The sequence below is a fragment of the Paralcaligenes sp. KSB-10 genome (assembly GCF_021266465.1).
In the GTDB taxonomy this organism is placed as follows: Bacteria; Pseudomonadota; Gammaproteobacteria; order Burkholderiales; family Burkholderiaceae_B.
Genome location: NZ_CP089848.1, coordinates 3374064 through 3388462, shown reverse-complemented (window position 1 = coordinate 3388462; position 14399 = coordinate 3374064). Strand labels below are relative to the sequence as shown.

At 59.4% G+C, this 14399-nt stretch carries 12 protein-coding genes; 3 read left to right on the top strand and 9 right to left on the bottom strand.

Annotated elements, in window-relative coordinates:
* Positions 1–248 precede the first annotated feature (248 nt).
* The 5 genes from LSG25_RS15585 to LSG25_RS15565 are packed head-to-tail and all read right to left on the bottom strand — an operon-like array spanning position 249 to position 5392.
* Positions 249–971, bottom strand: a complete 723-nt coding sequence (locus LSG25_RS15585) for a ribonuclease activity regulator RraA (RefSeq protein WP_232741819.1) — start codon at positions 969–971, stop codon at positions 249–251.
* A gap of 11 nt (positions 972–982) precedes the next feature.
* Positions 983–2710, bottom strand: coding sequence for an L-arabinonate dehydratase (araD, locus tag LSG25_RS15580; RefSeq protein ID WP_232741818.1), 1728 nt, complete (start codon positions 2708–2710; stop codon positions 983–985).
* A gap of 18 nt (positions 2711–2728) precedes the next feature.
* Positions 2729–3592, bottom strand: coding sequence for an ABC transporter permease (locus tag LSG25_RS15575; protein ID WP_232741817.1), 864 nt, complete (start codon positions 3590–3592; stop codon positions 2729–2731).
* Positions 3592–4356, bottom strand: coding sequence for an ABC transporter ATP-binding protein (locus LSG25_RS15570; protein ID WP_232741816.1), 765 nt, complete (start codon positions 4354–4356; stop codon positions 3592–3594). Before LSG25_RS15570 ends, LSG25_RS15575 begins: the two co-directional genes overlap by 1 nt.
* A gap of 25 nt (positions 4357–4381) precedes the next feature.
* The gene (locus LSG25_RS15565) at positions 4382–5392 is read right to left on the bottom strand and encodes an ABC transporter substrate-binding protein (RefSeq protein ID WP_232741815.1); all 1011 of its coding nucleotides are present in this window, start codon (positions 5390–5392) and stop codon (positions 4382–4384) included.
* A gap of 120 nt (positions 5393–5512) precedes the next feature.
* Between LSG25_RS15565 and LSG25_RS15560 the strand changes: the two genes are divergently transcribed.
* A complete protein-coding gene (locus tag LSG25_RS15560; protein ID WP_232741814.1) occupies positions 5513–6199 on the top strand; it encodes a GntR family transcriptional regulator in 687 nt (228 codons plus the stop codon).
* An 89-nt stretch (positions 6200–6288) separates the two neighbouring features.
* Here LSG25_RS15560 and LSG25_RS15555 read toward each other — a convergent pair whose 3' ends face one another.
* Positions 6289–6771 carry a MarR family winged helix-turn-helix transcriptional regulator gene (locus tag LSG25_RS15555; protein ID WP_232741813.1) on the bottom strand — a complete coding sequence of 161 codons (483 nt, stop codon included), beginning with the start codon at positions 6769–6771 and terminating at the stop codon, positions 6289–6291.
* Positions 6772–6983: 212 nt separating this feature from the next.
* Here LSG25_RS15555 and LSG25_RS15550 point away from each other — a divergent pair, with 212 nt between their 5' ends.
* Complete coding sequence (locus LSG25_RS15550) at positions 6984–8141, top strand: M20 aminoacylase family protein (RefSeq protein WP_232741812.1); 1158 nt, start codon at positions 6984–6986, stop codon at positions 8139–8141.
* Positions 8142–8163: 22 nt separating this feature from the next.
* Complete coding sequence (locus LSG25_RS15545; protein WP_232741811.1) at positions 8164–9480, top strand: MFS transporter; 1317 nt, start codon at positions 8164–8166, stop codon at positions 9478–9480.
* A gap of 741 nt (positions 9481–10221) precedes the next feature.
* On the opposite strand, the gene LSG25_RS15540 is transcribed toward LSG25_RS15545, so the two are convergent.
* From LSG25_RS15540 to LSG25_RS20450, 3 genes are all read right to left on the bottom strand, one after another.
* Positions 10222–12384, bottom strand: coding sequence for a malate synthase G (locus LSG25_RS15540; protein WP_232741810.1), 2163 nt, complete (start codon positions 12382–12384; stop codon positions 10222–10224).
* A gap of 243 nt (positions 12385–12627) precedes the next feature.
* Positions 12628–14064 carry a pyruvate kinase gene (gene pyk, locus LSG25_RS15535; protein WP_232741809.1) on the bottom strand — a complete coding sequence of 479 codons (1437 nt, stop codon included), beginning with the start codon at positions 14062–14064 and terminating at the stop codon, positions 12628–12630.
* Positions 14061–14369, bottom strand: coding sequence for an MOFRL family protein (locus tag LSG25_RS20450; RefSeq protein ID WP_370636013.1), 309 nt, complete (start codon positions 14367–14369; stop codon positions 14061–14063). Before LSG25_RS20450 ends, pyk begins: the two co-directional genes overlap by 4 nt.
* Between the last annotated feature and the right edge of the window lie 30 nt (positions 14370–14399).

The following is a 14399-nucleotide window of genomic DNA, read 5'->3' as shown; positions in this document are numbered from 1 at the left end:
TTGAACGGAGCCGCGCCAGCGGCGTAGTGAGTTGGCCCGACGCCCGCCTGGACGAGGTAGATCCGGATCAAGCACGCCGTGCCGGTCCTGACCCTATCCCCGATAGACGGCGTCTTTAAATACCAAAGCTACCAAAACATCGAATTCCGTAAGCAACTCAAACCAAAAAATGCGCTAGGCCACAGGCGCAGCGGTTTAAGTACGCAAAACGCCCGCAATAAGTACCCCACCACGAAACAGCGGATTACCTATCGATTATTGGCCTTCCTCCAGACAGCGAAATCGTCCAGGGTTTTAGGGTCGGTGGCCGGATACAGGCCCAGAATCGAACGGCCTTCCTTTACTTTTTCCGTCACGAAGTCTTCGAAGGCCGTCATCTGGACCGCTTCTTCAGCCAGATCTTCGACCACATGCGCCGGGATCACGACCACGCCTTCCTCATCGCCGAAAATAATGTCGCCCGGAAATACAGGCGCGTCGCCGCAGCCTATCGGCACATTGATATCGATGGCTTGATGATGCGTAAGATTGGTCGGCGACGAAGGGCGGTGATGATAGGCGGGCATCGTCAGGCTGGCGATTTCCATTGAGTCGCGAAAACCGCCATCGGTAATGACGCCGGCCACGCCGCGCTGCTGCAGGCGCGTGACCAATATTCCGCCCGCCGAGGCGGCCCGTGCATCCTTGCGGCTGTCCATCACCAGCACATATCCCGGCGGGCATTCTTCCACCGCCTTGCGCTGCGGGTGCTCGTGGTCGCGGAAGACCTCGAGTTTATTGAGGTCTTCACGCGCCGGCATATAGCGCAGTGTGTAGGCTGGCCCGATCAAGCGTTCTTTCTTGCCGGCGCCGACAGGGTAGACGTCCTGAATCATCTGGTTTCTGAAGCCGCGCTTGTACAAGGCCGTAGTGACGGTGGCCACACTGACTTGCTTGAGCTGGTTCATGATGACTGCGCTGAGTACTGCCATGAGATGTTCTCCTAGAAGATGTCCGGTTCACCGACGGGCTTGCCAAATCCGGTTTGTAAAAAGTCGAAATCACAGCCGAGATCGGCTTGCTGGATATGGCGCGTGAACATCCACCCGTAGCCGCGTTCATAGCGGGGTTCGGGTGCGCTGCGCGCGGCCTTGCGACGCTCCAGTTCGCTGTCGGAAACATTCAGGTGAATACGGCGTGCCGCCACATCCACCGAGATTTCATCGCCGTTCTCGACCAGTCCAAGCGGGCCGCCAATATACGCTTCGGGGGCCACATGCAGCACACAGGCACCGTAGCTTGTGCCGCTCATGCGCGCGTCGGAGATGCGGACCATGTCGCGCACCCCTTGTTCGACCAGTTTTTGCGGAATTGGAATCATGCCCCATTCCGGCATGCCAGGGCCGCCCTGCGGGCCGACATTGCGCAAGATCAGAACATGGTCGGCCGTGACATCGAGATCGGGCCGGTTGATCTGTTCTTTCATTTCGGGGTAGCTATTGAATACCAGCGCCTTGCCGGTGTGCTTCAGGAAGCGTTTTTCGGCGGCGGCCGGCTTGATTACGCAGCCGTCGGGAGCCAGGTTGCCTTTGAGCACCGCCAGCGAGCCTTCCGCGTAAATGGGGTTGTCGAGGCTGCGGATGACATCGTGGTTGTAGACTTCGGCGCCCTCCAGATTTTCCCCCAGCGTCTTGCCCGTGACGGTCATGACGCTCAGATCCAGGTGCGACTTGAGCTCGCCCATGAGCGCGCGCAGGCCGCCGGCATAGTAGAAATCTTCCATCAGGTATTTGTCGCCGCTCGGCCGCACATTGGCAATCACGGGCACCTTGCGGCTTGCCGCCTCGAAATCGTCCAGGCTGATATCGCAGCCCGCGCGACGGGCCTGGGCGATGACATGGATGATCGCATTGGTGGAACAGCCCATGGCCATGGCAACGGTAATGGCGTTCTTGAACGCGGCAACCGTCTGGATTTTTTCCGGAGTCAGATCTTCCCAGACCATATCGACAATGCGGCGACCGGCTTCGGCGCACATGCGGATATGGTTGACATCGGCGGCCGGAATCGACGATGCGCCCGGCAAAGTCATGCCCAGCGCATCGGCAATGGCCGTCATGGTGCTGGCCGTGCCCATGGTCATGCAGTGCCCGTGGCTGCGTGCGATGCCGCCTTCGATGCCCAGCCATTGCACCGGCGTGATATTGCCGGCGCGGCGCTCGTCCCAGAACTTCCAGGCATCCGAGCCCGAACCCAGCACCTTGCCTTCCCAATTGCCGCGCAGCATGGGGCCGGCGGGTATATAAATAGCCGGCACGCCGGCGCTGCTTGCTCCCATGAGCAATGCCGGCGTAGTCTTGTCGCAACCGCCCATCAGCACCACGCCGTCGATAGGGTGGCAGCGGATGAGTTCTTCGACATCCATGGCCAGCATATTGCGATACAGCATGGTGGACGGCTTGACGTATTGTTCCGCGAGCGACAGGGCCGGCAATTCGAGGGGAAAGCCGCCCGTCTGCAGCACGCCGCGCTTGACGTCTTCGACGCGCTGCTTGAAGTGGGCGTGACAGGGATTGATATCCGACCAGGTATTGATGATGCCGATTACCGGTTTACCGGCCCAGTCGTCAGGGCCGTAGCCCATTTGCATGATTCTGGACCGGTGTCCGAAACCTCTCAGGTCGTCGGGAGCAAACCAGCGTGCGCTGCGTAATGAATCCGGGGTTTTCATTTGTTTTCCTGGTATGAGTTAGCTTTGCATGCCCCAACGCCTGACGGTTTTCTTTTCGATCAGGCGAAAGACCAAGTTTTCCACGATCAATCCGATAATGATAACGGTCAGCAGGCCGGCAAACACCGCCGGTATGTCGAGCAGATTGCGATTTTCGAAAATGAACCAGCCCAGGCCGCCTTTGCCGGATGCGACCCCGAACACCAGTTCGGCGGCGATCAGGGTACGCCAGGCAAATGCCCAGCCTATTTTCAGGCCGGTCAATATCGAGGGAAAGGCTGCGGGAATCAGGATTCTGGCCACATAGCTCAGGCCGCGCAGCTCATAATTCCTGCCCACCATGCGCAAGGTATGCGAGACCGCAAGAAAGCCGGCCTGCGTATTGAGCGCCACCACCCATACCACCGAGTGCAGCAGAACGAAGACGATGCTGGTGGTGCCCAGGCCGAACCAGATCAGGGCCAGCGGCAGCAGCGCTATGGCGGGCAGCGGGTTGAACATGGCGGTCATGACTTCCAGGAAGTCCGTGCCGATGCGGGTGCTGATGGCCAGCACGGTAATGATGGCCGCCAGCGTTATGCCTATGACGTATCCGATCAGCAGCACCTTGATCGAGGTCCAGGCGCGCGCCAGCAGGACTCCATCGCCGATGCGGTCGATGAAAGACTGGACCGTGTCGGAAAGCGTGGGAAACAGCAAAGGGTTATTGAGCAGGCGTCCGTAAATTTCCCAGGCCAGGGCCAGCACGATAATGATGGCGGTCTTGCGGAAAAAATTATTGTTCCAGAGTTTTTGCCAGGCCGACAGCTGGCGTACCAGCACGACATTCTTGGTGGCCGAGGTGTCGGCCGCCTGTTTCATGGTGATAGTTGCCTGGCCCATTAATGCGCCCCTTCTTTTTGATTGAATAACAACTCGTGTATTTCCTGTTCGAGCGCCGCGGCCGAGCCGTCTTCGAACGAAACGGCCTCGACATTGCTGACTTCGGCCTTGACTTCGCCGGGGTGGGGCGAGAGCAGGAGGATGCGATTGCCGATGCGTATGGCTTCGGCAATCGAGTGGGTCACAAACATGACGGTGAAGCGGGTGCCTTCCCAGAGCTGCAGAAGCTCGTCCTGCATCTGGCGTCGTGTCAGAGCATCGAGCGCGGCGAAAGGTTCATCCATCAGCAGGATGTCCGGCTCCATGGCCATGCCGCGGGCGATGGCCACGCGCTGCTTCATGCCGCCCGACAGGGTGTGGGTGTAGCTGTCGGCGAACTTGTCCAGATGGACCTTCTCGACATAAGCCCTGGCGCGCTCTTCAGCCTGCTTTCTGGGCATCTTGCGCGCTACCAGCAAGGGGAACATGACATTGTCGAGCACTGTTTTCCAGGGCAAAAGCTGATCGAACTCCTGGAACACCATCATCCGATCCGAACCTGGCCGTTTGACCGGCTTGCCCTTGATCCGGATCTCGCCTTCTTCTGGAGCCAGATAGCCGCCCACGGCCTTGAGCAAGGTGGATTTGCCGCAACCGGAAGGGCCGAGCAATACGAACCGGTCTCCGCTATTGACGTTAAAACTGACCTTGTCGGTGGCCGTGACAATACTATCGGGTGTTTTATACCGCAGGGTTACGGTGTCTACTTCAAGCAAATACGACATTCTGATCTCCAGATCTCCGCCTTACTTAATTACCATTGAGCGACGCGGAGGCGGGCAGGAAGTAATCGGTCCATTTCTTGGGCATGGTTTTCAGGATGCCGACTTTGTGCATGTGTTCGGCGAACTTCATGGAACCGGCCGGAGCCATCTGGAAGTCCATCATGCCGGGTTGTTTGAGCATGTCCAGCAGCTCAGGCACGCTGGTCTTGTCGCCGCTGATCTCGCGGTAGATTTCGACCGACTTTTCGGTATTGGCCTTGATGTAATCGATAGCCTCTTTGGATGCGGTCAGCACAGCCTTGATGATTTTGGGATTGGCGTCCGCAAACTTGGTGGTGGTGAACAGCGTCGATTGGGACAGGCCGCCGTCGATGACGTCGTTCGAGCGCAGGATGACGTGCGCGTTGGGGACAGTCTTGAGTTCTTTGTAGTCATAAGGAGGCGCGGCGAAATGCGAGGAGATTTCGCCTTTTGGATTGGCCAGCATGGCGGCCGCATCGGGATGGCCCAATTGCACTGTATTGACGTCGAGCTTGGCCCAGTTGTCTTTGCCAAATGCCTTTTCACACGCCATTTGCAGCAAGATGGCCTGGGTCGAGATGCGTACCGTCGGCACGGCTATTTTGTCTTTAGGGCCGAAGTCTTTCAATGTCTTGATTTTCGGATCGCGGCTGACCAGCGTCAGGGGCAGCGCCGAGTTGGTCGTAATGCCCTTGACCTGGCCTTTGGTGCGGTCCCACAGCAGCAGCAAATTGCCCAGGCCGCTATTGACGATCTGCACATTGCCCGACAGCAGGGCATCGGTCGATGCGCCGCCGCTGCTGAATGAGCGCCAGTTCACTTTCAGGTCCTTGATGCCGTCGGCCGCGGCGGCTTTTTCGATCAGGCCTTGCTTTTCCATGACCAGCGCCGGCAAATACAGAATGCTGGGCTGCTTGGTAATGGTTATTTCATTTTGCCCCTGGGCATAGGCTGTTGCCCCGGCCGCGGTGAGCGCAGCCATTAAAATGGAACTGATGTGTTTGACGATTTTCATATTGTCTCCATTGATCGAAAAAAATTTGTTAGTCATTGCGGAAAACTATACTAATATATTAGTATATTAACAAAAAGTATTAATTTTATATAAACTAAATCCTTTCGATTGGTTTTAACTATGGCATCGACAGCAGAATTGGATCGGTACAGACAGGCGGCTCCGCAGTTGTACGAGTTGCTGCGGCATAAAATCATTTCCCTGGAGCTACTGCCGGGGGCGCCGCTGTCGCGTGTTCAGCTCTCGGCGGATTACCGCGTCAGCCAGACGCCGGTTCGAGAGGCCCTGCTGAGGCTGGCCGAAGAGCAACTGATCGATGTATTTCCGCAGGCGGCCACAAAGGTCAGCCTGATCGATACCCGCCATGCCGAAGAAACTCATTTTCTACGCCGCGCGATCGAGCTTGAAATCGTGCGTGACCTGGCCCTGAACAGCACTCCCGAATTGCTGGCAACCTTGAAGTCGCTGCTGGACAGGCAGGTATCGCTGCAGGAAAAACAGGATTTCGGCGGTTTTGCCGAGACCGATCAGGAATTTCATCGCTGCATGTACAGTGCCGCGGGTAAAGAGGCGCTATGGAAGCTGGTGCGCAGCCGCAGCGGCCATATCGATCGCTTGCGGCGATTGCATTTGCCCGCCGCGGGCAAGATCACACGTATCGTCAGTGACCATAGCCAGATCCTTGCGGCCATTGTGCGCGGCGATCCCCTGGCCGCGCAACAGCATTTGCGCACGCACTTGTCGGGGACTCTGGAATCCATGGAACAAATCCGCGCCAGCCATCCTCAGTTTTTCACGCAAGCGTAGATACCGCCCTGGAAGTCAAGGGGCGGCAACGTGGGAGTGGCCTTTGCGGCCGCCCGTCGGGATCGGTGTATCTCCAGACTTGGCCCGATTCAGTCTTCTTTCTGGCCGGCATTGGCTAAAAATTCTTTGGCCAGCTTGTCGAGCAGGCGATTCAAATTATTCTGTTCGTCGGACGAGAGCACCGACAGCATGGCCGATTCCATCGTATGGCCGAGATCGTCGCTGGCAATCCGCAGCTCCGTTCCGCGTTTGGTCGGCCAAAGCTGATGGTGGCGGGCGTCGTCCGGATGTATCGAGCGCCGGATCAGTTTCAGCGCGATCAACTCGGCCACGACTTTTGACAGTATGGTTTTTTCGACCAGCGTCAATTCCCTCAGGCCTGTGGCGGTCACGCCCGGGTTATCGCAGATGGCACGCAACAGGCGCAACGAGCGCACGTCAAGCCCGAATTCCTTTCGGTAGACCAGATTAGCCTGGCGCAGCATTTCCGATTTGACGAGATCGAGCTTGAAAGTCAGGTAGGCGGCGAATTCGGAGCGATGCTGTGTGACCTGGATAGGTGTTTTTGCCATGCGCCTGATGGTCCCGGTTTTTATGCCAGCCCTCATTCTATCTCAAGGGCCGAAAACCCCATGAACATTGGGATCGGGCACCCCCTGACCTAGGGAAACCGAGCATAAGAAAATTAGTTGATAATTTCAACTTTTGAGATATTCTACGATTTTTCCGTGCCGTACGAATAATGAATGCGGCAGAGGTTTGATTGCTTTCAAGGAGCTGAAGCGTGATCCAGGAATCCGAACTGCTTGCCCTTGCTGCCGATATGCAGGGCTGGCGCCGCGACATACACAGGCATCCGGAATTGGGTTTCAAGGAACATCGGACCGCGGAAAAGGTTGCGGCTCTGCTGGAGTCATGGGGCATCGAGGTGGTGGCCGATTTTGGCGGTACGACTGGAGTGATAGGAACGCTGCGCGGTACGCGAGGCACCGGTGTCTCGCTTGGCCTGCGGGCCGACATGGACGCCCTGCCCATGCAGGAAAATGGTCATGCCGAGTACCGTTCGATTCACGATAATGTGTTTCATGGCTGCGGCCACGATGGCCATACCGCCATTTTGCTGGGCGTGGCCAAGTACCTGTCTTCACACAAGGACTTCCGGGGCACGGTGCATTTCATTTTCCAGCCGGCCGAAGAAACGCTGCGCGGCGGTTCGGAAATGATTCGTCACGGTTTGTTCGAGCAGTTCCCCTGCGACGAAATTTACGCTTTGCATAATAATAATTGCGTGCCCGCCGGCAAGGTGGGTGTGAGGGCGGGGGCTATTTTGTCGGCTTGCGATCTGTTCCGCATCCGCATCAAGGGTGTGGGCAGCCATGCCGCCATGCCGCATAAATCCGTGGATCCGATCATCATTGGCTCGTCGATCGTGCAGTCGCTGCAAAGCGTCGTCAGCCGCAATGTCGATCCGTTCGATGCGGCAGTGCTCAGCATCTGCAAGTTTCATGCCGGCACGGCAATCAATGTCATCGCCGAGACCGCCCAGCTTGAAGGTACGGTCCGCACGCTTTCCAAGGCGGCCCAGGCATTGATGCTGGCGCGTTTGCGCGCGGTTTGCGAGGGGGCGGCGCAGACTTTCGGCTGCGAAGTGACGTTCGAGCATCTGCAGTCTTCTCCTCCCACTATCAATACCGAAGCCGAAACCGACGTGGTGAGGCGCGCCGCCGAGTGCGTGGTGGGCAAAGGCAATGTGATCGTCAATGCCGACGCACTCATGGCTTCCGAAGATTTTGCCTTCATGCTCGAGCAGCGGCCGGGCTCGTATTTTTTCCTGGGCCATGACGGCCTGACCTGCCATCACCCCGAATTCGATTTCGACGATAGTTCTTCATCGATAGGTGCTGGCGTTTTCATTCAAATAGTTCGCCAGAGATTAGGCTGAACAAGTCCAAAAGGAGACGGGCATGGATGTGAGACAACCTTCACCGCAGATGGTGCGGCGCGCCATCGTGGCATCGGTCATAGGCAATGCTTTCGAATGGTTCGATTTTGCCATCTACGGGCTGTTCGCCGTGGTGATTTCCAAGCTGTTTTTCCCGGCGCACAGCGATTATTCTTCATTGCTGCTGGCCCTGGCCACCTTTGGCGTGGGCTTTGCCGTGCGGCCGCTGGGCGGCCTGCTGCTGGGCATGTACGGCGATCGCATGGGCCGCAAGAAGGCTTTGTCGTTTACCATCGTTTTAATGGCGGTAGGCACGGGCATGATAGGCTTGTTGCCTACTTACGCGTCCATCGGCATTGCGGCGCCCATACTCATGGTGCTGGCGCGCCTGATACAAGGTTTTTCGGCGGGCGGGGAATTCAGCGGTGCGACGACCATGCTGATCGAGTTCGCGCCAAAGAATCGCCGCGGCTTTTATGGCAGTTTCCAGATGTGCTCGCAAGCCCTGGCATTCTCTTGCGGTGCGCTGGTGGCGTATCTGCTGACGGTGAACCTGTCGACTCATGCCCTGGAATCCTGGGGCTGGCGCATTCCATTCTTGTTCGGCATTCTGGTTGGGCCGGTAGGCTGGCTGATCCGCTCGCGCGTCGACGAATCGCCGGAGTTCCTGGCCTATATCAACGAAGCGTCGAAGAGTCGCCAAAAATCCGCCAAGACATCGTTTGCTCGCCTTTTCAAAGACTATCCGCGCGAGATGCTGGCTACGCTTTGCATAGGGGTGGTGGGTACGGTATCGGCTTATGTATTCATTTTCTTCATGCCGATTTTTGCGAAGAAACAGCTGGGCATGGCGGCGGCCGACGTCAACCTGACCACATTTATCGGTACGGCGGTGATACTGGTGTTTTGCCCGCTCGCCGGCTATCTGTCGGACAAGTATGGGCGCAAGAATGTGCTCTTGCCGGGGATTATTGCGTATGGCATAGCGAGCTACTTCCTGTTCCATCATCTTGTCGCGGCGCCTTCGTTCGCCGCCTTGCTGACGGCGCAGATGGGTGTATCGTTTTTCATGAGTTTTTTCTGGGGCCCCACTCCCATTGTGTTCACGGAAGTCTTTCCGGTCGGGGTGCGTTCGACGGGAGCCGCAATCACATACAACCTTGCCGTGCTGCTGTTCGGCGGCTTGGCGCCGTTTTTCAATACCTGGCTGGTGCAGGCGACCGGCAGCAACATCGCTCCTATTTATTATGTGCTGATCAGCGTGCTGATCGGTATAGCGGGTGTTCTGCTGTTGCCGGCGCGGGAAGGGCGCGCCACAGTGCGGGCGCAGGCCGCTTAACGTATTTTTGGTTCGAGTGTTTACGGGATTCGATGTTTTGGTCGCTTTGGTATTTGAAGACGCCGTCTATCGGGGCTTGGGGTCAGGGCCGGCACGGCGTGCTTGATCCGGATCTACCTCGTCCAGGCGGGCGTCGGGCCAAACTCGCTACGCCGCTGGCGCGGCTACGCTCAAACATGGCCCGCCGAAAGCCCCCGCCTTCCCTACGGTAGCATCCGGCGCACGCCTTACGCCGGCCCTGACCCCAAGCCCCGATAGACGGCTCGCGTTAGGGTATGCCTGGAATTACATTACGGGATGTCTGGAATTAACGTGCACGCACCCATGCCTCCATCACGTGGTCACGTATACCTCAATGTACGACTCGATTGACTAAACACGGGCTCCCCAACGTATACCTCGATGCATTGCCTCAACGCAAGCCGCAGGGTGGGCGGTGCTGTGTAGTCCGGCGGTAGTCCAGCGCCGGGTGCTGACGAAGGGAAGGCGGGGGGTGTCGGCGGGCGCTGTCTGAGCCCGGCCTCGCGAGGCCGGGCGAGTTCGCCCGACGCCCGCCTGGACGAGGCAGACCCGGGCAGTCGGGGTGCGCAGCACCACGACCGCTGGACGTGCCGGACTACACAGCACCGCCCACCCTGCGGCGTCTTTATAGAACTACCGTCCAAAAAACGAAAGTCACTGAATGGTTTCACGGTGGGCGGGCATAAGACCCGCCCTGAACAGGGCTCGTCCCGACGAACGTTAGCGTGCCTTGACTGCCTGGCGTGCGCGATGCAGCAGCGGCTCGGTATAGCCATTGGGTTGTTCCAGCCCCTTGAACACCAGGTCGCACGCGGCCTTGAAGGCAATCGAGCCTTCGAAGTCGGGCGCCATGGGGCGGTAGGCCGGGTCGCCCGCGTTCTGGCCGTCGACCACGGCGGCCATGCGCCGCATGGTTTCGGTAATCTGCGCGGGCGTCACGATTTTGTGGCGTAGCCAGTTGGCCATGTGCTGGCTGGATATGCGCAGGGTGGCGCGGTCTTCCATCAGGCCGACATTATGGATGTCGGGGACTTTCGAGCAGCCTATGCCCTGATCGACCCAGCGCACCACATAGCCGAGTATGCCCTGGGCGTTGTTGTCGAGTTCTTCCTGGATTTCCTGTTCCGACCAGTTGGTATTGGCGGCGACTGGAACGGTAAGCAGCTTGTCGAGCAGGGGTTCGGACTTGCCTTCCATGGACTGTTGCACGGCTTGTACGTCGATCTGGTGATAGTGCAGGGCATGCAGGGTGGCGGCGGTGGGCGAGGGGACCCATGCCGTATTGCCGCCCGCCTTGAGCTGGCCGACTTTCTGGACCAGCATGTCGGCCATCAGGTCGGGCATGGCCCACATGCCCTTGCCGATCTGTGCGTGGCCGCGCAGGCCGCATTCCAGGCCTACCTGCACGTTGTTGCGTTCGTACGCGTCGATCCAGGCGCTGCGCTTCATTTCGCCCTTGCGCACCATGGCCCCGGCCTCCATGGACGTATGCATTTCGTCGCCGGTGCGGTCAAGGAAGCCGGTGTTGATGAACACCACGCGCTGGGCGGCCTGTGCAATGCTGGCCTTCAGGTTGGCGCTGGTGCGGCGCTCTTCGTCCATGATGCCCATTTTTATGGTGTTGGGTTCCAGGCCCAGCACGCCTTCGACACGCGTGAATATTTCGCTGGCGAAGGCAACTTCGTCTGGGCCATGCATTTTCGGCTTGACGATGTAGATCGAGCCGGTGCGCGAGTTGCCGCCTTCGCGCTTGAGGTCGTGCATGGCGATCAAACTGGTAAGGAGGGCGTCGAGTATGCCTTCGGGAATTTCCTGCCCCTGTTCGTCGAGGATGGCTGGATTGGTCATCAGGTGCCCGACGTTGCGGATGAACATCAGCGAACGCCCCGGAAGAGTCCGGGCCTGGCCGCCGGCATCGGTATAGCCGCGATCGGGGTTCAGGGCGCGGGTAAAGGTTTTCCCGCCCTTTGTGACTGTTTCGGTCAGATTGCCTTGCATCAGGCCCAGCCAGTTGCGATAGGCCAGCACCTTGTCGTCGGCATCGACGGCGGCGATGGAATCCTCGCAATCCATGATGGTGGTGATGGCCGCTTCCATCAGGATGTCTTTGACGCCTGCGGGATCCTGTTTGCCTATGGGGTTGTTTTTGTCGATCTGGATTTCGAAGTGCAGGCCATGGTGTTTGAGGACAATCGCCTCGGGCGCGCCGGCATCGCCGCGATAGCCCGCGAACAGGCTGGTGTCCGCCAGGCCGGTCGTGCCGCCGCCCTTGAGTCCCGCGCTGAGCGTGCCCTGCTTGACGCTGTACGAGACGACGTCGGCATGCGAACCTTGCGCCAGGGCTGCGTTCTGGTCGAGAAAGTGACGTGCATAGGCAACGACCTTGGCGCCGCGTACCGGGTTATAGCCGCCGGCGCGTGTCGCGCCGCCGTCTTCGGAAATGGCGTCGGTGCCGTACAAGGCGTCGTAAAGACTGCCCCAGCGGGCATTGGCCGCGTTCAGTGCGTAGCGCGCATTCATGACGGGTACCACCAGCTGCGGCCCGGCCTGGCGGGTGATTTCGAGATCGACCTTGCTGGTTTTGACGGCGACGCTGGCGGGCGCATCGTTCAGGTAGCCGATCTGGCGCAGGAAGCCGCGGTAGGCGGCTGCATCCTTGACGGCGCCGGGATTCTGCCGGTACCAGTTGTCCAGTTCAGCCTGCAGGCGATCGCGTTCGGCCAGGAGAGCGCGGTTTTTCGGCGCCAGATCGTGGACGAGCTGGTCGAAGCCCGACCAGAAGGCTTCTGAATCAAGGCCTGTGCCGGGCAATGCTTCCTGTTCGATGAATTGATGCAGCACATTGGCAACTTGCAGCCGTTTGCAAGAGGTTCGCTCGCTCATGGTTTTCCTTGATCAGATAAGTTAAATAGTCTTTAAGATGGCCGCCGCAGCTTGCAACAAGCCGGCACGGCGCTTGCGCGCTCGTGCAATGGGCTGCTGTTTTTCGTTGTACCTGATTATAGGACGTGTTTGAAACAGCCGGACCGATACGCCAAGCGCCTGTCTTTATTCGAGACAGGCGCTTGGCGCTGATCGGCCTTTGGCGCGGCGGGGGGCCGGGCCAAAGGAAAGGCTGCTTATAGGCTAATGGCCCGTGTTTTTGGCCTCGACCGTGGCTATATGCAGCAGATTGGTGCTGCCGCTGCGCCCGAAAGGCAGGCCGGCAATCACAATGACGGTATCGTGCTCGCCCGCCATCCCGTGTTGCGTTGCAAGGGCGGTGGCATGCCGGATCATGTCGCCGACATTATCCATCTGCGCGTTGAATCGAATCGGGTGCAGGCCCCATGCCAGGGCAAGCTGTCTTGCTGTGCTCAGGTTGGGCGTCAAGGCCAGAATAGGCGTCATGGGACGTTCCCGGCTGGCTCGCAGGGCGCTGAAACCCGAGGCGGTGTAGGCGACTGTGGCGGCGGGCTCGAGTAGATCGGCCACGCGGCGCAAGGCGCAACAGACGGCGTCGGGAGGGTTGGCCTTGGCCGGGCTGTGGCTGGCTTCCAGGCCTGCGCGCCAGGCGGGGTCCTGTTCAACTTCGCGGATGATGCTTTCCATGATGGTCACTGCCTCGACCGGATACTGGCCGGATGCCGACTCGGCCGACAGCATGACGGCGTCGGCCCCGCTGTAGATGGCGGTGGCGACATCCGAGGCTTCGGCCCGCGTCGGCACGGGCGAGCCGATCATGGACTCCAGCATCTGCGTGGCAACGACCACGGGGCGGCCGGCTGCGCGGGCGGCCCGCACAATGCGCTGCTGCAGGATAGGCACTTGTTGCGGCGGCATTTCCACGCCAAGGTCGCCGCGTGCCACCATGACGCCGTCGGATAATTCAATGATGGCGTTCAGATGCTCGATGGCGGCGGGCTTTTCCAGCTTGGCCATGATCCAGGCCCGCTTGCCGATAATGGCCCGGGCTTCCGCAATATCTTCGGCGCGTTGCACGAAAGACAGCGCGACCCAGTCCACGCCCAGGTCGAGGCCGAAATCGAGATCGGCACGGTCTTTGGCGGTCAGTGGCGAAATGGGCAGGACCACGCTCGGGACGTTGACGCCTTTGCGGTCCGATAAGGATCCGCCCACCAGGACGGTGGTTTCCGCAAAATCGGGCCCAAATTCGTCTACGCGCAGCCGCAGCTTGCCGTCGTCCAGCAGCAGGTCGGTGTTTTTTTCAAGCGCTGCAAAAATTTCGGGATGAGGCAGGCTGGCTCGTGTGGAGTTTCCTTCGGCAGGATCGAGATCCAGCCGGAACCGCCGGCCGGCTTCAAGGGTGGTTCGCCCTCCCGCGATGCGCCCCACCCGCAGTTTGGGGCCTTGAAGATCCATCAGGATGCCTATCGGGCGCCCGGCCTCGCGTTCGGCTTCACGAATGATGCGCAGGCGCTGCGCGTGATCTGCGTGGGTGCCGTGGCTGAAATTCAGGCGGAATACGTTGGCCCCGGCGTCGATCAGTGCGCGGATGCATTCAGGGCTGGAGCTGGAGGGGCCGAGTGTGGCGAGTATGCGGGCGCGGCGCGGCGTGTTCATGGCGGGTCTCTCTTGAGGGTGTGCGGGTCTGGTCCGGCGATCAGAATGGCGCGGAAATCGTTGACGTTCGTCAAGGTGGGGCCGGTAATGAGCGAATCTCCGAGGGCTTCGAAAAAGCCGTGCCCGTTGTTGTCGTCAAGATGGTCGCGGGGCCGCATTCCTTGCGCGATTGCGCGCGCCATGGCCGCCGATGCCTTGCCCGCGCCGATGACCAGGGTACGCCCGGCTGCCGGCGGCGGCAGCATGCCTGCCATGCAATGTCCGGGTTGTGCCGCTTCGACGGCGGCCGCAAACATCCTGGCCAGCAGCGTGCGGGGCGGAGTCGTCATGAGCGG